18 protein-coding genes and 2 tRNA genes are annotated in these 17,772 nt (G+C 62.8%); 6 read left to right on the top strand and 14 right to left on the bottom strand.

Translation table 11 applies throughout. The features are described from left to right. Positions 1-149 precede the first annotated feature (149 nt). Together CWS72_RS16260 and CWS72_RS16265 are read left to right on the top strand one after the other, a co-directional pair. Positions 150-530 (top strand): TIGR02300 family protein, encoded by a 381-nt coding sequence (locus CWS72_RS16260; RefSeq protein WP_101251687.1) that lies wholly within the window; start codon positions 150-152, stop codon positions 528-530. 108 nt (positions 531-638) lie between these two features. Continuing rightward, positions 639-714, top strand: a tRNA-Ala gene (locus CWS72_RS16265). A 141-nt stretch (positions 715-855) separates the two neighbouring features. On the opposite strand, the gene CWS72_RS16270 is transcribed toward CWS72_RS16265, so the two are convergent. The 5 genes from CWS72_RS16270 to CWS72_RS16285 form a co-directional block, all read right to left on the bottom strand. Beyond that, entirely contained in the window at positions 856-3,732 is a 2,877-nt protein-coding gene (locus CWS72_RS16270) for an autotransporter outer membrane beta-barrel domain-containing protein (RefSeq protein WP_146002776.1), read from the bottom strand. A 156-nt stretch (positions 3,733-3,888) separates the two neighbouring features. Continuing rightward, positions 3,889-4,503: a glycosyltransferase family 2 protein gene (locus CWS72_RS16275; protein ID WP_241911760.1), complete on the bottom strand. Its 615-nt coding sequence runs from the start codon at positions 4,501-4,503 to the stop codon at positions 3,889-3,891. A 95-nt stretch (positions 4,504-4,598) separates the two neighbouring features. Then, the gene (locus CWS72_RS27860) at positions 4,599-5,036 is read right to left on the bottom strand and encodes a hypothetical protein (protein ID WP_158240687.1); all 438 of its coding nucleotides are present in this window, start codon (positions 5,034-5,036) and stop codon (positions 4,599-4,601) included. A 348-nt stretch (positions 5,037-5,384) separates the two neighbouring features. Next, positions 5,385-5,555, bottom strand: coding sequence for a hypothetical protein (locus CWS72_RS27865; RefSeq protein WP_158240688.1), 171 nt, complete (start codon positions 5,553-5,555; stop codon positions 5,385-5,387). An 85-nt stretch (positions 5,556-5,640) separates the two neighbouring features. Further along, positions 5,641-5,823, bottom strand: coding sequence for a hypothetical protein (locus tag CWS72_RS16285; RefSeq protein WP_101251689.1), 183 nt, complete (start codon positions 5,821-5,823; stop codon positions 5,641-5,643). Positions 5,824-6,065: 242 nt separating this feature from the next. Here CWS72_RS16285 and CWS72_RS16290 point away from each other — a divergent pair, with 242 nt between their 5' ends. Both CWS72_RS16290 and CWS72_RS16295 read left to right on the top strand, forming a co-directional pair. Further along, positions 6,066-6,524, top strand: a complete 459-nt coding sequence (locus tag CWS72_RS16290) for an Hsp20 family protein (RefSeq protein WP_101251690.1) — start codon at positions 6,066-6,068, stop codon at positions 6,522-6,524. A 38-nt stretch (positions 6,525-6,562) separates the two neighbouring features. Then, positions 6,563-6,793 (top strand): DUF1150 family protein, encoded by a 231-nt coding sequence (locus CWS72_RS16295; protein WP_101251691.1) that lies wholly within the window; start codon positions 6,563-6,565, stop codon positions 6,791-6,793. A gap of 136 nt (positions 6,794-6,929) precedes the next feature. Here CWS72_RS16295 and ptsN read toward each other — a convergent pair whose 3' ends face one another. The 8 genes from ptsN to CWS72_RS16335 form a co-directional block, all read right to left on the bottom strand. After that, a complete protein-coding gene (gene ptsN / locus CWS72_RS16300; protein ID WP_101251692.1) occupies positions 6,930-7,394 on the bottom strand; it encodes a PTS IIA-like nitrogen regulatory protein PtsN in 465 nt (154 codons plus the stop codon). Between the two features lie 228 nt (positions 7,395-7,622). Continuing rightward, a complete protein-coding gene (gene rpoN, locus CWS72_RS16305) occupies positions 7,623-9,107 on the bottom strand; it encodes an RNA polymerase factor sigma-54 (protein ID WP_101251693.1) in 1,485 nt (494 codons plus the stop codon). A gap of 14 nt (positions 9,108-9,121) precedes the next feature. Continuing rightward, the gene (lptB, locus tag CWS72_RS16310) at positions 9,122-9,883 is read right to left on the bottom strand and encodes an LPS export ABC transporter ATP-binding protein (protein ID WP_241911765.1); all 762 of its coding nucleotides are present in this window, start codon (positions 9,881-9,883) and stop codon (positions 9,122-9,124) included. 26 nt (positions 9,884-9,909) lie between these two features. Beyond that, positions 9,910-10,959, bottom strand: coding sequence for an LptA/OstA family protein (locus CWS72_RS16315; protein ID WP_101251695.1), 1,050 nt, complete (start codon positions 10,957-10,959; stop codon positions 9,910-9,912). Further along, positions 10,956-11,633, bottom strand: coding sequence for an LPS export ABC transporter periplasmic protein LptC (gene lptC, locus CWS72_RS16320; RefSeq protein ID WP_101251696.1), 678 nt, complete (start codon positions 11,631-11,633; stop codon positions 10,956-10,958). The genes CWS72_RS16315 and lptC overlap by 4 nt, the downstream gene beginning before the upstream one ends. 22 nt (positions 11,634-11,655) lie before the next feature. Beyond that, positions 11,656-12,654: a KpsF/GutQ family sugar-phosphate isomerase gene (locus tag CWS72_RS16325; protein WP_101251697.1), complete on the bottom strand. Its 999-nt coding sequence runs from the start codon at positions 12,652-12,654 to the stop codon at positions 11,656-11,658. A gap of 255 nt (positions 12,655-12,909) precedes the next feature. Next, entirely contained in the window at positions 12,910-13,521 is a 612-nt protein-coding gene (locus CWS72_RS16330) for a ribonuclease D (RefSeq protein WP_101251698.1), read from the bottom strand. 94 nt (positions 13,522-13,615) lie between these two features. Further along, positions 13,616-13,702 (bottom strand) — tRNA-Leu (locus CWS72_RS16335). Between the two features lie 219 nt (positions 13,703-13,921). Here CWS72_RS16335 and CWS72_RS16340 point away from each other — a divergent pair. Beyond that, entirely contained in the window at positions 13,922-14,914 is a 993-nt protein-coding gene (locus CWS72_RS16340) for a complex I NDUFA9 subunit family protein (RefSeq protein ID WP_101251699.1), read from the top strand. Positions 14,915-15,224: 310 nt separating this feature from the next. Here the strand turns inward: CWS72_RS16340 and CWS72_RS16345 are convergent, their stop codons facing one another. Next, positions 15,225-16,013: an undecaprenyl-diphosphate phosphatase gene (locus tag CWS72_RS16345; RefSeq protein ID WP_101251700.1), complete on the bottom strand. Its 789-nt coding sequence runs from the start codon at positions 16,011-16,013 to the stop codon at positions 15,225-15,227. A gap of 268 nt (positions 16,014-16,281) precedes the next feature. On the opposite strand from CWS72_RS16345, the gene CWS72_RS16350 reads away from it, so the two are divergent. Beyond that, positions 16,282-17,718: an NAD(P)-dependent oxidoreductase gene (locus CWS72_RS16350; protein WP_101251701.1), complete on the top strand. Its 1,437-nt coding sequence runs from the start codon at positions 16,282-16,284 to the stop codon at positions 17,716-17,718. Positions 17,719-17,772 lie beyond the last annotated feature (54 nt).

Consider the following 17,772-nt stretch of genomic DNA (forward strand, 5'->3'; position numbering starts at 1 on the left):
ACAGGCGGACGGCGCAAGGTAGAGGCCGACGCGGTGCTCGCCGACAAACTATCGGACGTCTATTGTCGATTTTTCGTTTTGACACGGCCTGGGTTACGTGGCAAATGGCCCGACAGCAACCTAGTCAGCGAGTTTCAAGGAGGATACGGGTGGCCAAACCGGAATGGGGTGCGAAACGCACCTGCCAGAGCTGTAGCGCCCGCTTCTATGATATGGCGCGTTCGCCGATCATCTGCCCGAAATGCGGCGCAACCGTCGAGCCCGAGGTGACCTTCAAGGCGCGCCGGCAGTCGGCGCCTGTCGCCGAAGCCAAGGCTCCGGCCGTCGTCCGCGACGTCAAGAAGGTCGATCTCGACGAAGCCGGCGAGGAACTGGAGGTCATCGAGGAAGAGGAAGGTACCGTCGCCGCCGGCGAAGAGGCCGAGGAAGACGAGAGCCTGATCGAGGACGCGTCCGATCTGGGCGAGGACGATGACGACATGGCCGAGGTCATGGAACACATCGACGAGGACCTCGATCACGAGCTCTGACGGGGATCTCCGAGAAAGCGTCGCGAGCATGCTTTTTTTGCTTGCACGGTCCTTTCGGAATCCCTATGTTCCCGCACCTGCGCGGCCAACCACCGCGCCCCAGAATTCGGGGCCATAGCTCAGCTGGGAGAGCGCTACAATGGCATTGTAGAGGTCGACGGTTCGATCCCGTCTGGCTCCACCAAACTAAGAAAAAGGCTTAGCGAGAAATCGCTAAGCCTTTTTGGTTTGCGGGTGAGCGACCCGCAGAAATGACGCCGGCCTTTCGGTCACCGAATGCCGGATCATCGCCTCCTGCCGGATCCCGACATTATCCGGCAGACCTTCAGAACTCCTGGCGGATCTGCAAGAGCCCGGTGTGGCTGCGGTAGTCGGAGCGGTAGTCGCCATCATATTCGAGACGAATGGACAAATCGTCCGAACGTTCCAGTGTGGCGCCAAGACCGAGACGGGCACCGTCCGCCGCGGGACGCTCGCTTCGGCTTATGAAGGCGACGCCGCCCATCGCGACCGACACCGACACCGGATTGTTGGTATAGGAATGCACCCAACCGGCCTGGATATCGCTGGCCAGCACGCCCCAGGCGATGGGAACCCGCGTGGCCAGCCGGCCGCCCAATTCGCTCTCCACCGAATCGAAGCCCTTGGCTTTCACCGAGAGGTCGGCCAACCCGGCCCCGCTCTCCGCATAGCCTGAGAGTTCGGAACGAATATATTGCAGGCTGAACAAGGGCGAGAGCGTCGCCGGGTGGGGGATGCCCTCCAGGGCGAAGTCGTAACCGCCGCCCAGCTTCGCCTGGTAATGCTGCCCGTCGTAATCAGCCGACGCTCTCGATCCCAGAAAATCGATGGGCCGCGACTGGTCGTACTGGTCCTGCCCGAAGGCCAGAAGGCCGTTCAGGAAGGCCTGCCCCCCTTCCGGCCGCCAGCTGCCGTAGGCGGCCAGCTGATAGCTGTCGGCCATGGTTCGATTTCCCGAACTGTCGCCGGTGCCATGCGCGTTGGTTCTGAGCCAGCTCGCCGCCAGTCCGCCGGTGACGTCCGGGATCAGTTCGAGATCGCCGCCCACCAATAGTCCCCAGGACGCGGCGGAATAGGCGCCGTCGAGACTGGCCCCGCTGCCCAGCACTTGGCCCCACAGGGCCCGGCGGTCGGCCGGCGAGCCCGCTGCCAGGCCGACCGCGTCACCGGCCCGGGCCATCTGATGCTGTTCGATGACCGCCGTCGTCGGCGTCGCGAAGGCGGCCCCGGTGTTGATCTGCACCGTCGTCGGCGATCCGCCCAGCTGTTTCAACGCGCGAGCCTGCCCGGCCGACGACAGCTGGGTAAGCTGGCTCAACAGAGACTGATAGGCCGTATTGGACGACAGCATGTCGAGGGTGGACCCCACCGATCCCCCACCGGTCGCGGCGACCGCCGCCCAGGGCAGCGCCGTCATCGCGATGGAGGTTCCGGTGATCGTATAAACGGTGTTGAAGAGAAGATTCGAACTGGTCTGCAGATTGCTGGCGGAAAGGCTGCCGGCGGAAACGATGGTCACCGTCTGGCCGGCCGTCACGACGCCGCTGTCGGAAACCACCTTGAGCGAGCCCGACAGCGAGGCGCTTCCCGTGATCACCAGCGCGCCGCTGCTCGACGAGGACAGGACGACCACCAGCGCGCCGCCGGAACCTTGCACATAGTTGCCGGATATGGTTACGGCGCGGCCTATCTGCAGGCTGGCGGCGTTGGTCACCGTGCCCGCGCCTCCGTTCACCACCACATTGTCGCCCAAAAACAGGCTGCCCGAGGTGAAGGCCACCCCGGTCGCCGTGATGGTGCCGACGCCGCCCGCGAGTCCGCTGAGCGTCCCGACGGTCCCGTTGTCACCGCCGGCGATGAAAAGCCCGTCGCCGGCGGTGATGTCGCCCCTGATGATGCCGCTGTTGGTAAGCGTATCGCCGCCGCCGCCGGTGGAGACGCTGCCGACGATCAGACCCGCATTAACGATGGTGTCGGAAAAGCTATCGGTGATCGAGATGGCCTGGCCGTTGTTGCCGATGATCGTTCCCGTTGGCGAATTGATGATGGTGGTCGCGGCGAAGGCGTTGCCGCCGTTGCTGTCATCCACCGTGATGGCTCGCTGCACGCTGGTGATCAGCCCCGAATTGGTGATGGTGCCGCCGCCCACGGTAATGGCTTCCGACAGACCACCGCTCCAGGTGCCGGTCGCCCGGATGGTGCCGGCGTTGGTGATGTTGACCAGATAGTCGACGTCGATGCCATCGCCGTCCGATGTGCCCGAGGCATTGCCGGTAATCAGTCCGCCCGCCGCATTGACGATGGAGGCAACACCACTGGTGGTATCGAGATTGATGCCCGAGCCCAGGTTCCCGATGATGGTGCCGGCGTTGTAGACGGTAATATCGCCTGAGCCGGTAATGCCGTGCCGGGCGCCGCTGATGGTGGCGCCGGCATAGTTGTTGACCGTCCCCGTGGCATGGCTCTGAAAATCGATACCGTCGTTCCCGGTGTCACCATTGACCGAGGCTCCGATGATGGTGCCCCAGTTGTTGACGGTGGCGTTTTCGCCCGGCCGGATGGCGTCCGAATCGGCGGACGAAATCAGGCCGCCGGCTCGGTTGTCGATGACGATCGAGATCGTCCCGCCGGTGTTGTCGAGGTCGATGGCCTGGCCGTTGGTGCTTGACGTGGTGCCAAGGGATCTGATGGTACCCGAATTGTCGATGACGATCGACCCGCTCAAGATCTTGGTGGAGGACGATCCGCCGTGGATGGCGTCGTCGCCGGTGGCCGAGACGGTGGCGCCGGCCGCGTTGATGATGGTGGTATTCTGGATGGTGCCGGCCAGGGTAATGGCCCGCTTGCCGCTGGCAGTGTCGCTGATGATGCCGGAATTGGTGATAGTGGCGCCGCTCGACTGAGCGGTGATGGAAACGGCGGTACCGCTGCTCAAGGCCACCGAACCGCCACTGCCGACAACCAGCGAACCACCGCCCGCGAGCGTTTGGCAGATGGTGGTCGCCGAGGTGATGGTCCCGCCCGAGGCGCAGGCGGCTGCCCATGCCTGGGCGTTTGGCAGGATACCGAGGACGCCGAGGGCGATGGCGCCGATGGCGCCGGCATGGTCCCGCCGCCGATTGCCGCGATGAAGATGTCCAGGAATCCGCAGAAACATCACTGCCGCATGGTCGAATAACACGATCATCCCCCCGGAGGACTGGTTAAAGACTGCGGCCTGGATTAACAGAGGCTGGAATTATCTAAAATTGATAAAATATTATCTTTTTATGAAGGCCTTATTTATCAAATATTACTTTGTCATGATTGTCATCGCGAATTCTAATTCAACCGGCAGTCACTCCGACATCGGAAAGTGATCCGGAAAACGATGGACCTGCTGGCCGATATGGCCGATTTCCATGGACAAGGAAATATCGGCCCACAAGCGGAAACCGGCCCGCCGGGCGCGGTCGCAAAACGCGTAATCCTCGCCGATCACCTCGCCGCTCGTCTCGTCGTATTCGAAGCGGAAATAGGGCCGCGTCAACCGGTCGAACGCCGACATGCGGATCAGGAGGCAGCCTGTGGGAATACGCGTCATTTCCAGCAGGCCGGCCGGAGCGTCCGCTGGCTGTTCTTCAAGGGTGGAGCCGAGCAGGGGATAGGGCGGGATCCGCTTGGTGTAAAGAGCGCCGACCACATCCTGCCCATGGGCCAGCAGCCGGTGTAGCGTCCGCTTGGGAAACACCATGTCGCTGTCCAGATAGAGCAGATAGTCGACCCCCATGTCCTGGGCGGCTTTGACGCCATTGTTGCGGGCGACGGCGACGATCGAGGATTTGTTGCTGACGATTTTCAGATCGATATCCCTCGCCTCGTGGCACAGGGCGGCCAGGGCGAGGGTAAAATCCGCATGAACCATGTCCCCGCTCGGCACGGAGATGGCGACGGACGGCATTTTCTTGGGCATAAAGGGCTATTCCTGGCGGGGGTGACCTCTTCTTACACGGCCGGGCGGACATTATCCGGGTCCCCCGGTCCGGATTAAGAAGCAAGGACCAAATCTCAGCGCAGGGCGGATTGCACCCATATCGCCTTGAAGACGAACCCAAAAACGCTTTCCAGGGATTTGGCGAGGGCCGCCGTCAGATCTTTCCCGACCGGCGTGTCGTCTGTGTAGACGGACCGCTTCAGAGAAATGGCCAGATTGTGCACCATCTCGCCGCGCACGAAGGACAGACCGATCGCCACGTCGACCTTCTTCAGCTCCCGGCCCAGCTTTTCCTCCAATATCCGCTGGAGCATCGGCTTCTCTTTGGCGTTGGGAAGAGTGATATATTTTATGGTGCTGAGCCGCAGTTCGAACAATTTCCTGGCCAGGCTGTCGCTTCCCGTTTTCAGCTCCTCCCTCGCGCGATCATAAAGGGCCTTCATTTCTTCCGGAGCGCCGGGGGGGCCGATCAGGAAGCTAGCCTGCATGGTCTCCGGCGCGATTTCCGGCACGGATGCCGCCGCGGGTTTGGCGGCGGGTTTGGGTACGGAACCAGGCGCGGGGGCCGGGGCGGGCCCAGAAGCGGCCGCCGGGGCGGGCATGGAGTCCGCATGGGGTCTGGGCGGCGATTTCGGCAGCGGTTTTGGCAAGGGTTTTGCCAGGGGTTTCGGCAAAGGCTTCGGCAGGGGTTTGGGTGGAAGAGCTGGCATAAATCCTCCGCACTCTGAAAATAGTTTTGCCCTTCTCGCCTCGTTCCGCGGACCGCCTGGAGCGGTACCGGGAAATGCGGACAAGATTTTAGCGTTTTGTTCCGGTTGCGCCAGACCCTTCAACGAGAAAAGATCGGCGGCCCGCGACTTTCACATGGTTTGGCGGCGCAACAGATCGCTCACGATCTTGTCGGACTTCTGGCAATGGAGGATGACTTCCGGAGCGTTCAGCCGTGCTGCCTCGACACTGATGCGCAGCAACAGCAACCTCATCTGACGAAGCAGATCGGCGGGAACGACGATGTCGGCGAGATCAGTCATCGGAAAGATCCTCTTTGGAACGAAACACGAGCCTGCAAAAGCTGCCGGTGAGAAGATTTTGCCGGGCACGCCCGGTTGAAAAACTTCATTCCCCGCCATCCTCTTCCGCTCTGTCCGCAGTAGCTTCCTCGACGATCCAGCTTTGGATGGCGGGAAAGGACGTCGCCTGCTCGCGCAAGCGGAACAAGGCGATATCCCTTGATATCGGCGCGGTGCATTCGGTCCGCCCCCCGGGCGTGGCCTGCCAGCACAGACGATAGCTATCCATGGCCTGTCCCTCCCACGCCGGTCCATCCCCGGATCGACGTTCACTGTGACACCGTAACTGAAGCAAAATTCACGCCAGCAGCGGCCAAGGAAACACCCCCTCCGACAACTCAGATGGCGAGAGTCTCTTGACGAAAAGATGCGGCGGACCGAAATATCTAAGCGGTGGTGCCTTTCGGACCGCCGGTTAGGGTGCCGATCCGGACCCGAAGCCGTACTCGCTCATCGTGAGGAGGACGTCACTTGACGCGCGTTTCCCTGTTCAATAGCCCGTTGCTGCTTGGTTTCGACCATTTCGAACGGGTCCTTGACCGTATCTCCAAAACCTCTGCCGAGGGCTATCCGCCCTACAATATCGAGCAGATTGGCGATCATGGCCTCCGTATTACCCTGGCTGTGGCTGGTTTCTCCATGGATGACCTGCAGGTTTCCGTCGAGGACAACCAATTGATCGTTCGCGGCCAACAAAACGACGACGACCAGAATCGCATTTTCCTGCATCGCGGCATCGCGGCCCGCCAGTTCCAGCGCGCTTTCGTGCTGGCCGAGGGTATCGAGGTCCGGAACGCCACCATCGACAACGGCTTGCTGCACGTCGATCTGGAGCGTCCGGTACCTGAAAACCGGGCCCGTACCATCAAGATCGAGAAAGCGGCGCAAAACCGTCTCGCCGCCACCATCGATGTTGAGTCGGGCAAGTGAGGGCGATCATGCGATCAGAGGCTTTTGAGGAGGTCATTATGAACGAAGAGTCCCAAAAGACGGCGTCGACATGGCGCGCCATGTCCGTGCAGGATTTGGCCCTGTGGGGCATACAGGACGTCGCCTATGTCAAGCGCGTGGTGGTCAACGATCAGGTCTGCTGGTCGATCCACAGCGCCGACGGCAGCAACATCGGCATGGCCCCGGGCCGCGATCTGGCTTTCGCCGCGGTGTCGCAGCATGATCTGGAACCGGTGAGCGTTCACTGAAGCGGCCCCAAGAGGGCCATTCAGATCAAACGGCTCTACGAGCACCCCGCGAGGGCGCGGTAGGAACAATGGGCGCTCCTCTCCACCTGAAGGGGAGAGGAGCGCCCGATAGAAAACCCGCCCGTCTCGCGCGGTTTTAGGCCGCCCGGCTGGCGGGGCTTTCCGTCAACAACGCATAAAGACCTTCGGCCGAGTCGGTGCCGCGAAGCTTTTCGCAGACCGTCTTGTCGCGCAACAGACGCGAAACCCGGGCCAGGGCTTTCAGATGATCGGCGCCGGCCGACTCCGGAGCCAAAAGCAGGAAAATCAGATCGACGGGCTGTTCGTCGATGCTGTCGAAGCCGATCGGCTTTTCCAGACGAGCGAACAATCCGTAAAGGCGGGGCAGGTTGGACAACTTTCCGTGCGGAATGGCGATGCCATTGCCGACACCGGTCGTGCCCAGACGCTCGCGTTCCAGCAACACGTCGAAAATAGCCCGTTCGTGCAGGCCGGTCAGCTCGGCGGCGCGGCGCGCCAGCTCTTGCAAAGCCTGCTTCTTGCTGGTCGCCCGCAAATTGGGCACCACGCTTTCCGGGCTGATCAAGTCAACGATCTCCATGGCAGGTCCTCATTGTGGAATACCGGCGTCCGTATTCATGCGCCACACCGGTCGAACAGGCCATCGGAAGGACGGCCCGTAGGGTCCAGCGCGCCTCGTAAATCATATGGTCATCCGACGCTCCGGCGTCGGATATCCGGCCTCGCTGGTCCGCAAGGGGCGGGACAATAGGCTCACCATCCGGGCGAGTCAAGCGAAGGCCGATCAGGCGATAAGACGACTGCGCCATCAACTTCCCATTGTTTTTTCACGGCGTCTTTGCACCGAAGACGCAATATGCATGGCTTCCCGATATTTCGCTACGGTCCTCCGCGCGATATCCACGCCATCGGCTTTCAGGATATCGACAATCCGGTCGTCGGACAGGATATCGTTCGGCACCTCGGCGTCGATCAATGATTTGATCCGATGCCGGACGGATTCCGCAGAATGGGCTTCGCCCCCGTCCGACCCGGCGATCGCCTGGGTGAAAAAATATTTAAGCTCATAAATGCCGCGCGGGGTCGCCATATATTTGTTGGCGGTCACCCGGCTCACCGTGCTCTCGTGCATGCTGATGGCGCTGGCGATGTCTCGCAAGACCAGCGGACGAAGATGCTGGATGCCCTTCTGAAAAAAGGCCTCCTGCTGGCGAACCAGTTCCGATGCCACTTTGAGAATGGTGTTGGCGCGCTGATGGAGAGACTTGACCAGCCAGTTGGCCGACTGGAATCGTTCGGACAGATAGCTTTTTTCTTCCTTGTTTCGCGCCGACGTCACGACCTTGGTGTAATAGCGCGTATTGACCAGGACGCGCGGCAGGGTGTCGCTATTCAATTCGACGATCCATCCACCGCCGGGTGCCGGCCGCATCAGCACATCGGGCGTGACGGGTTGCGCCACCACATGGTCGAAGATCAGGGCGGGCTTGGGATCGAGAGCGCGGATCTCGGCGATCATCTCGCTCAAATCCTCGGCATCGACGCCGCAGACGCGCATCAGGGCAGTGATTTCGCGCCGCGCCAGCATGTCCAGATGTTCGATCAGGCTTTGCATTGCGGGATCGAAACGATTCTTGTCCTTAAGCTGTAAGGTCAAGCACTCCGCCAGATTTCGGGCGAAAATTCCGGGCGGATCGAAGCGCTGCAAGCGTTCCAGAATCGCCTCGACCCGTTCGAGCGGGCATCCCAGCGTCACCGCCGCATCCTCGATCGAGCCGATCAGATAACCCGCCTCATCGACCATTTCGACCAGATAGACGGCGATCAGACGGTCGGCCGGATCCGTCAGATCGACGTTGATCTGGCTGACCAGATGGTCGCGCAGCCCGATTTCGCGAGCCACCGTCTGCTCGTAGCCGCTGTCGCCGTCCTCGAAGTCGAGCCGTCCGCCACGCCCACCCCAATCGGTCAGGCCACCGCCGCCGTCGGCCTGGCTGTCGTTGTTCCAGGTATTGTCGTAATCGAGATCGAGCGGTGCTTCCTCCTGCTGGCCGGGCAGGGAATCGACCAGGGGTTCGTCGGCACTGGTGCGCGTGTCCGCCTCGACCGCCGGCTCATCGGGGGTCCGCTCCCGATCGTCGGTCTCAAGCAGCGGATTGCGCTCGAGTTCCTCCTCGACGAAAGCGGTCAGTTCCATGTTGGACAACTGGAGAAGCTTGATCGCCTGCTGAAGCTGAGGCGTCATCACCAGCGATTGGGTTTGGCGCAGATCCAGACGGGGCGATAGGGCCATCGGCTATTCCCGCCCTACAGACTGAAATGTTCGCCGAGATAAACCCGCCGCACCCCTTCATGGGCGACGATCTCGGCGGGCTCGCCCTCCATCAGCACGACACCGTCGTGAAGAATGTAGGCGCGATCAATGATATCGAGGGTTTCGCGGACATTATGATCGGTAATCAGAACCCCGATACCGCGGTGCTTCAAATGCCCGACCAGATCACGAATGTCGGATACGGCGATGGGATCGATACCGGCCAGGGGTTCGTCGAGCAGGATGAAGGCCGGATGGGACGCCAGCGCCCGGGCAATTTCGACGCGCCGCCGCTCACCGCCGGAAAGCGCCAGGGCCGGGGCGCGGCGCAGATGGGTGACGGAGAATTCGCTGAGCAGATCCTCGAGCATCGCCTCGCGCTTTTCGCGGTCGGGCTCGGTCGCCTCAAGGACGGCGCGGATGTTGTTTTCGACCGACAGGCCGCGGAAGATCGAAGCCTCCTGCGGCAAATAACCGATGCCCAGGCGCGCACGGCGATACATCGGCAAACCGGTGATGTCATGCCCGTCGAGGGAAATGCTCCCCATGTCGGGATTGATCAGGCCGGTGATGCAATAAAAACAGGTGGTCTTTCCCGCGCCGTTGGGGCCCAGCAGGCCCACCGCTTCACCCCGTTGCACCCGCACGGATACCCCGCGCAGCACCGGACGGCGCTTGAAATTCTTGCCGATGTTGGTCGCCACCAGGCCAGTCGATTCGGTCGGCCTGGTGGAACCGGTTTCATCCGCCGGCATCGTGGAAAGACCCTGTGCCGTCATCGTCACTGAGTCCTGGACGGTTGGTCCGTCCCGCCCTGAGCGGGTGACGCCGACGGCGCACCGCCCGAAGACGGCTCGGCGGAAGAAGGGGCGGATTGCTTTTTCTGCGGCACGAACAAAGCCTTGACCCGTTGGTCGGCACCTTCGGCCGCCCCGGGGGCGACCGGAAAAATGCGACTGATGCCGGTATTCAGATTGACCACTGCGTATCCGCCGTTCACCTGATTCTCTTCTCGGGTGATCTTAACCGAACCGGTCACCGTCACGATACCGGTTTCCACATTGTAGTCGGCGCGGTCGCCGGTCACGACCTCCCTGGGCGTGGTCAAGATGACATGGTTGTAGCCGTGCGCCCGTTGCATCGCCATCTGCTTCTCGGCGTTCTGGGCGAAATCGGCGACCAGGATGTCGGCCTGGATGCGCTTTTCGGCGCGAACCGCCACGGCATTGCCGCGAGCCACCGCCTGCTGCTTATGTTCCCAATATTCCAGGCTGTCCTGCGCCGTCACCACGTCGGTGGGCGTCAGCATCTTCAGGTCCTTGCCGGTAATGACGACGACGGCATCGTCGATATTGTAGTCGGCGTGGTCGCCATAGGCGGCCTGGGTCGGCGTGGCGATGGAGACGTGGCCGTCCGCCTCGACGCGCCAGACTTCATTGGAGCCGCCGTCCTGCTTGTTGCCGTCGGGGGGGGGCTTGGCGGGTTTCGGCGCCACCGGCTGGCCCGGAGGGGGGGCCTTCGGCCGGTAATGAGCCGTCAGCACGTCGCCATTGACCGTGACGCGCCCGCGAATGGCCTTGGCATTGACCCGTCCGATCACGGTTTTGGAATCCTGCGACAGCTCCAAGCCCTGATCGGCGTAGATCTCCAGCGGGGTTCCCGACTTCTCGGCGAAATTCAACCCGCCCCCGTCGTTGGCGGCATTCGCCTCGGTCTTCGCCGGCTGTTGCGGTTTGGCCGCCTTGTCCTTGGCCATGGCCACGCCACCCACGGCGAGCAGATCGACGCAGAACAGTCCCGCCAGCAAAAACCGGACGACACGTGCGTTCATGACTTGCCTTTGTTTTTCGCCATGGTCAGCACGGCTTTCGACTTGCCGGTGAACAGGATCGTCTTGCCTCGCTCCCACAGACGGAAGCCCTCCCCTTCGATGGTGCCCGAGGGACCATGCCCATGGGCGGGCTCATCCCCGGTCGCGTTGCCGGGTCCCACCTCGATCCGGGCGCTGTCCGTATGCATCTCGTAACCGCTGTCCTGGAAGAGGTCAACATGCCCCATCAGATCCAGCGTGCCATCCTTCTGACGATAGAAGCCTACGTCGGAATTGACCACCATGCCGCTACCATCTTTGTTGGTCAGGTCAGCGACGGGTTTTTCCAGCGCGACCGCCATATTCTGCTGATCGACCTGGGTGGCCGTGTCGGCGGTGAGGGTGAAGGGCAGGTTTTTGTCATCGGTGCCGAAATAGCGGGGCTTGGCCATCGACAGGGTATCGACGGCCTTCATATTGAAATTGGCGAAAGCCACCTGGAAGGCCTCGTCGCGCGGCGCCAACTTGGGCCAGACGAAAATCAGGCCGAGCAAGGCGGCGGCGATGGCCGGCAGGGCCATCTTCATCAGGCCGACGAAACGGCTGTAGCGGGCCTGCAGCAGACGCGCCGCCGGTCCGACCAGATCGCGGGGTCGGGAAAGAGTCTTGGAAATCGGAGTGGCGCGCGGGCTCATGACGGGTAGGGACCCCGCGGGCTCAGGCTATGCCGGCCCGCAGGCAGTCATGCATATGGACGATTCCGACCGGATGCTTGTTCTCGTCGACGACGAACAGGCTGGTGATCGACCGGGCGTTCATCACGTGCAGGGCCTCGGCGGCCAAAGCGCCGGCGCGGGTGGTCTTGGGATCGGCGGTCATCACCTCGGCGGCGGTTCGCCCAAACAAACCGGGCTCCATATGTCTGCGCAGATCGCCATCGGTAATGACGCCCGCCAGACGGCCGCCCTCGTTGGTGAGAACGCCGACGCAGCCGAAGCTCTTGTTGGTCATCACCAGCAGGACCTGACCCATGGGCATGGCGGCGGCGACCAGGGGAAGCTCGTCGCCCGAATGCATGAGATCGGACACCTTGAGCAGCTTGCGGCCCAGCTTGCCGCCGGGATGGAACACCTTGAAGTCGGCCGAGGAGAATCCCTTGCGTTCGAGCAGCGCCACGGCCAGCGCGTCGCCCAGAGCCAGCATCAGGGTGGTCGACGTGGTGGGCGCCAGCCCCATCGGACAGGCCTCGTCGACCTGCGGCAGAATCAAGGCGATATCCGCGGCCTGCGCGAGCGCGCTGTCGGCTCGGCTGGTCATGCCGACCAGGGGAATGCCGAAACGCCGCGAATATTGCACCACATCGGTCAATTCGGGCGTCTCGCCCGAATTCGACAGGGCCAAAATGGCGTCATGCTGGGTGATCATGCCGAGATCGCCATGGCTGGCCTCGGCGGGATGCACATAGATCGAAGGCGTTCCGGTGGACGCCATGGTCGCGGCGATCTTGCGCCCGACATGGCCGCTCTTGCCCATGCCGCTGACGATGACCCGGCCGGCACCCTTGACGGTCAGCAGGTCGAGCGCCTGCGAGACGACGTCCGTCTGTTGCTCGGCCATGATCCGCAGGGCTTCGGATTCGGCCAGCAGGACGCGGCGGACGGATGCGACGTCGGAGGCGGCATTCCCCGGCGAAACGATGGCATGGCGCGATGTCATGGATGTTTCTTCCTGGCCAGTTGCAAAGCGGCCGTTCGTTGAGGCGTCCCCAGTGCGGGAGCGCATTGAAACTTTCGGCGAAGTATGCGTTGGACGAGTCTTTTTGTGAAGTCCCCGTCACGAGGCCCTGCACTCACTTTTACGTTGCGATCACCGTCTGATATAGCCCGGAGCGGACCACCCGCAACCTCGCGGCGCAGCGACAAGCCTCCGGCGCGGCGGCGGCGGCTGGATCCCACCCGGTTGGTGGCGATCTCAATGCGCAAAGATGTCCTCTTCGTCCCAGCCGGCCAGATCCAGGGCGGCGCGGATGGGGAGAAAACTGAAGCAGGCTTCGGCCAGAGGCCGGCGGCCTTCCCGGTCAAGCAGCGCGTCGAGCTTGGCGCGCAAGGCATGCAGATGCAAAACGTCGGAAGCGGCGTAGGCGATCTGCTCCTCGCTCAGCGTGGCGGCCCCCCAATCCGAGGTCTGCTGCTGCTTGGAAAGCTCGATACCCAGAAGATCGCGGCAAAGATCCTTGAGGCCATGGCGGTCGGTGTTGGTGCGCACCAGCTTGCTGGCCACTTTGGTGCAATAGACGGGAGCGCAGACGATGCCGAAATGACGTTGAATCATGGCAAGGTCGAACCGGGCGAAATGAAAGAGCTTGGTCACCCGATGATCGCCCAGCAGCGCGCGCAGGTTGGGCGCGCGGTAGTCGCGGTCGGGAAAATGCACCACGTGGGCGTTGCCGTCGCCAGCCGACAGTTGAATGACGCAGAGGCGGTCGCGCTGAAGGTCCAATCCCATGGTTTCGGAATCGATAGCGACGCTATCGCCGAATGAAAGACCCGCCGGCAAGTCGCCGCGATGATAGGAGATCGACACGATTAATTCCGCCTGCTCGGATCAGAGGAGCGTCTCATGACCATCTTCCCCGGTGGGGCGGGAGCTTATCGCTCCGCCCCACCGGTTGGAAGGTTGGTGCCCAGGAGAAGACTCGAACTTCCACGACCTTGCGGCCGCCAGCACCTGAAGCTGGTGCGTCTACCAATTCCGCCACCTGGGCGCAGCAGCAATCCGCCGTGGGCGGGCGTGCCGAGGTCGAGAGGGATACTGGGATGGAGGAAGGATGTCAACGACTTTCATCGCGGGAAAAATCATCGGCCGGCAAAGAGATCATCCGCAACGACGAGCCCTTCCGGCCGGCTACATTGCTTTCGACCCGGTGGACGCCTAAGTTATAGTGAAAATTCAAGCTCGTATCTTCTTTTAGGGAGGCTCCAGGATGCCCACACGCTTGGCGACCGTTTTCGGCGGCACCGGCTTTATCGGCCGCCATCTGGTGCAACACCTGGCCTCGCGCGGCTGGCGGGTCCGGGTCGCCGTCCGCGACCCCGATGGCGCCGGATTCTTAAGACCGCTGGGCGACGTATCGCAAGTCGTCCCCGTTTTCGCCGAAATCACCGACGAGGCTTCGACGCGGGCCGCCGTCGAGGGGGCGCAATGGGTCTTCAACGCCGTGGGCATTCTGACCGAGCACGGGCGGAGCAATTTCGAGAACATCCATCTGATCGGCGCCCGCAACGTCGCCACGGCGGCGAAGGCGGCCGGCGCCAAGACGCTGGTTCACATTTCCGCCGTCGGTGCCGACAGCCAATCGGCCTCGGCCTACGCCCGCAGCAAGGCGGCCGGCGAAGCGGCGGTGCGCGCCGCCTTTCCGGATGCGGTGATCTTGAGGCCCAGCGTGGTCTTCGGCCCCGAGGACGATTTCATCAACCGTTTCGCCTCGCTCTCCAGCTTCAGCCCGGTCTTGCCGGTATTCGTCACCGACGGCCACCTGTTTCCTTCCGGGCAGACCGGCGATTGCCCGTTGTTCGGCACGGGCGGCACCAAGCTGCAGCCGGTCTATGTCGGCGACGTAGCCGGTGCCGCCCTGGCCGCCGCCAGCTCGCCGGATCACGCCGGCAAGACTTTCGAATTGGGCGGGCCGCAGGTCGTCAGCCTGAAGCAATTGCTGGAATTGATTCTGGCCACCATCGGGCGGCGTCGCCTGCTGATTCCGCTGCCGCTGTCCGTGGCCCGGCTGCAGGCGTTGCTGATGCGGGTCCTGCCCAATCCGCCACTGACGACCGATCAGGTGAAACTGCTGGCCAAGGATAATGTGGTGGGGCAGGGCGTTCCCGGACTCGCCGATCTGGGAGTCGTTCCCACGGCCCTGGAATCCATCATTCCCGGCTATCTGGGCCGCTTCCGGAATCCCTACGCGCCGGTGACGTAATACCGGCGGACCGCTTCACCCTCTTGATGGTTCCGGTGCTCTCCGGCTTTTGATGAACCACCAAGGCACCAAGTCACCAAGGTGACGGAGCGTGCCACAGGCATTTTCCCGTCCTGTCATCGGCTGTCGGCCGCGTGCCTGCGGCGCAGGTTGGCCGCCGCCGGATGGTCCGAAAGACGCCTTGGTGTCTTGGTGCCTTGGTGGCTCAAAATATCCGGGGTTTCCTTTCAAGCCATTGGGAAACCAGAGGAAACGAGAGAGCCTCAAGGGGGTATGGCCATCTGAATGTCCACGCGCCCTAAGGCCGCATCTACAGGGACGCCAGGGCGATCAGGCCGGCGCCGACCAGCAGTCGGTAAAGAGCGAAGGGCAGCAGGCCCGCGCCGCGGATCCAGACCATGGTCAGGGGAACCGCGAGAAGCACGAAAAAAAAGGTGACGCCGAAGGTCAGAAGGTCGCTGTCGGCGGGCTGCAATCCCTCCAGGGAATATTGAAGGGCATGCATGCCCCCGTCGACCAGGAGGATCGGGATATTGGCGAGCAGCACGAACCGATAGGCATCGGGACGTTCCAGACCGAGCAGCCGCGCCGTGGTCAAGGCGGCGGCCACCCGGCCGACCCCGGGAACCAGAGCGAACAGCTGCACCACGCCGATGACCAGAGCGGTGGCGGCGCCCAGATGTTCGATGCGTTTGACCGTCATGCACAATTTATCGATTACGCCCATCAGCAGAGCGCAGGCGATGGTCACCCCACCCACCAGGGAGAGATCCGTCAGTCCGGGAACCGGGGGCGCCCCGAGGATGGCCGTGGCAATCAGCCAGGGAGCCGTGGCGATCAGAATCTTGGCCAGAAGATGCGCGCCCGGTTCGATACGACCCCGGCGCAGCTTCCACAGCCCCTGACCGATCAGCGCGACATCGCGCCAAAGATATAAGAGAAGCGCGAAAGCGGCACCGAGATGAACGGCGGTCCCGATCGTACCCGCACGCCAGCCCAGAAGCTTGGCGACGGCGAGAGCATGCCCCGTGGCGTCGATCGGCAAAACGTCGGCAACGCCTTCTGTCAAAGCGAGAATAACGAGATCTGGCAGTTGCAACCCGACTTACCCCCCAAGCGTCGTGGTCTTATAGCATTGTTAAGGATTTGAAGGAACAACCATATAGTACCGGTTTGGTACCTATTTTTTACCCCGCATTCGAGCCGATGCCCAAAACGAGTCAACCTCGGAGGACAGAAGATAAAAATAGGTCATATCTGCTGACTATTATTTCTCTTTTCGCTGGCCTTCCCCGGGAAATCGCGATAATACCGTCGCCTTCGCACGCCTTACCTGAACCAACGGTCCTTGCACGGGAGCCTGTGTCATGCCGTCGAAAATGCTGCAATTCATCCGCCTCGCGCAGGCCATGCCGGACAAGCGTCCCAGCGCCGAACGGCGGCGCGATTTCGATGAAATCTATCGGCCGTTCGAGGCTCCGGCGGCCACCGGACAAGCATCGCGCTGCGAGCAATGCGGCATACCCTTCTGTCAAATCCATTGCCCGGTCGGCAACAACATCCCCGACTGGCTGATGCTGGCCGCGACGGGCCGTCTCGACGAAGCCTACGCCCTGTCCTCGGCGACCAACAATTTTCCCGAGATCTGCGGACGCATCTGTCCCCAGGACCGCCTGTGCGAGGGCCATTGCGTCCTGGAGCAGAGCCACCATGGGGCGGTGACCATCGGCGCGATGGAAAAACACATCACCGATACCGCCTGGGCCAAAGGTTGGGTCAAACCCGTCAAGCCCATCCGCGAACGCGCCCAAACAGTGGGTATCGTCGGGGCGGGACCGGCGGGGCTGGCCGCCGCCGAGCAGTTGCGCAAGCAAGGCTACGGCGTTCACGTCTACGACCGTCATGACCGCGCTGGCGGCCTGCTGATCTATGGCATTCCCGGCTTCAAGCTGGATAAGGAGATCGTCACCCGGCGCACCCGCCTGCTCGCCGACGGCGGCGTCGTCTTCCATCTCAATTTCGAAATCGGCCGCGACGGTTCTCTCACCGAACTGCGCCAGCGCCACGACGCCGTCCTGATCGCCACCGGTGTTTACAAGGCCAAGGCGTTGTCGGTACCGGGAGCAGGTCTTTCGGGACTGCGCCCCGCCCTCGACTATCTGATCGCCAGCAACCGGGTCGGCCTGGGCGACAAGGTGCCCGCCTTCGAGGACGGACAGTTGAACGCCGCCGGAAAAAAGGTGGTGGTCATCGGCGGCGGAGACACCGCCATGGACTGCCTGCGCACCGCCATCCGACAGGGTGCCCAGTCGGTGAAGTGCCTCTACCGGCGCGACCGGGCCAATATGCCGGGGTCGCAGCGCGAGGTCGGCAACGCCGAGGACGAGGGCGTGGAATTCATCTGGCAGAGCGCCCCCGAGGCGCTGCTGGGCGACGGCCATGTCACCGGCGTCCGCTCGGTCAGGATGCATCTCGGCATCGCCGACACCACCGGCCGGCAAGTGCCGACGCCGATCGAGGGGTCGCACTTCACCGTTCCGGCCGATCTGGTGATCACCGCGCTGGGCTTCGATCCCGAGGACACCCCGGCGCTGTTCGGCGCCGACGATCTGGCGGTTACCCGCTGGGGAACGCTGGCCGTCGATTCGCGGACGCAGATGACCAGCCTGCCGGGCGTTTTCGCCGCCGGCGACATCGTGCGCGGCGCCTCGCTGGTGGTCTGGGCCATCAAGGACGGACGCGCCGCCGCCGCCGCCATCGACCAGTACATCCGCGCCGGCGAGACCCGGCGCGCCGCCGAATAGGCGGTCGCCCGGACGCCACCGGAACCATCGACATTACCGAAAGTAGGCCGAAAC

The organism is Telmatospirillum siberiense (assembly GCF_002845745.1).
In the GTDB taxonomy this organism is placed as follows: domain Bacteria; phylum Pseudomonadota; class Alphaproteobacteria; order Rhodospirillales; family Magnetospirillaceae; genus Telmatospirillum; species Telmatospirillum siberiense.

Bases quoted from the DNA above. Each gene is read 5' to 3' on its own strand.
- CWS72_RS16275 (WP_241911760.1), bottom strand. From the start codon at position 4,503: ATGCCCAAGAAAATGCCGTCCGTCGCCATCTCCGTGCCGAGCGGGGAC.
- CWS72_RS27865 (WP_158240688.1), bottom strand. From the start codon at position 5,555: ATGACTGATCTCGCCGACATCGTCGTTCCCGCCGATCTGCTTCGTCAG.
- CWS72_RS16285 (WP_101251689.1), bottom strand. From the start codon at position 5,823: ATGGATAGCTATCGTCTGTGCTGGCAGGCCACGCCCGGGGGGCGGACC.
- CWS72_RS16295 (WP_101251691.1), top strand. From the start codon at position 6,563: ATGAACGAAGAGTCCCAAAAGACGGCGTCGACATGGCGCGCCATGTCC.
- ptsN (WP_101251692.1), bottom strand. From the start codon at position 7,394: ATGGAGATCGTTGACTTGATCAGCCCGGAAAGCGTGGTGCCCAATTTG.
- rpoN (WP_101251693.1), bottom strand. From the start codon at position 9,107: ATGGCCCTATCGCCCCGTCTGGATCTGCGCCAAACCCAATCGCTGGTG.
- lptB (WP_241911765.1), bottom strand. From the start codon at position 9,883: ATGCCGGCGGATGAAACCGGTTCCACCAGGCCGACCGAATCGACTGGC.
- CWS72_RS16315 (WP_101251695.1), bottom strand. From the start codon at position 10,959: ATGAACGCACGTGTCGTCCGGTTTTTGCTGGCGGGACTGTTCTGCGTC.
- lptC (WP_101251696.1), bottom strand. From the start codon at position 11,633: ATGAGCCCGCGCGCCACTCCGATTTCCAAGACTCTTTCCCGACCCCGC.
- CWS72_RS16325 (WP_101251697.1), bottom strand. From the start codon at position 12,654: ATGACATCGCGCCATGCCATCGTTTCGCCGGGGAATGCCGCCTCCGAC.
- CWS72_RS16340 (WP_101251699.1), top strand. From the start codon at position 13,922: ATGCCCACACGCTTGGCGACCGTTTTCGGCGGCACCGGCTTTATCGGC.
- CWS72_RS16350 (WP_101251701.1), top strand. From the start codon at position 16,282: ATGCCGTCGAAAATGCTGCAATTCATCCGCCTCGCGCAGGCCATGCCG.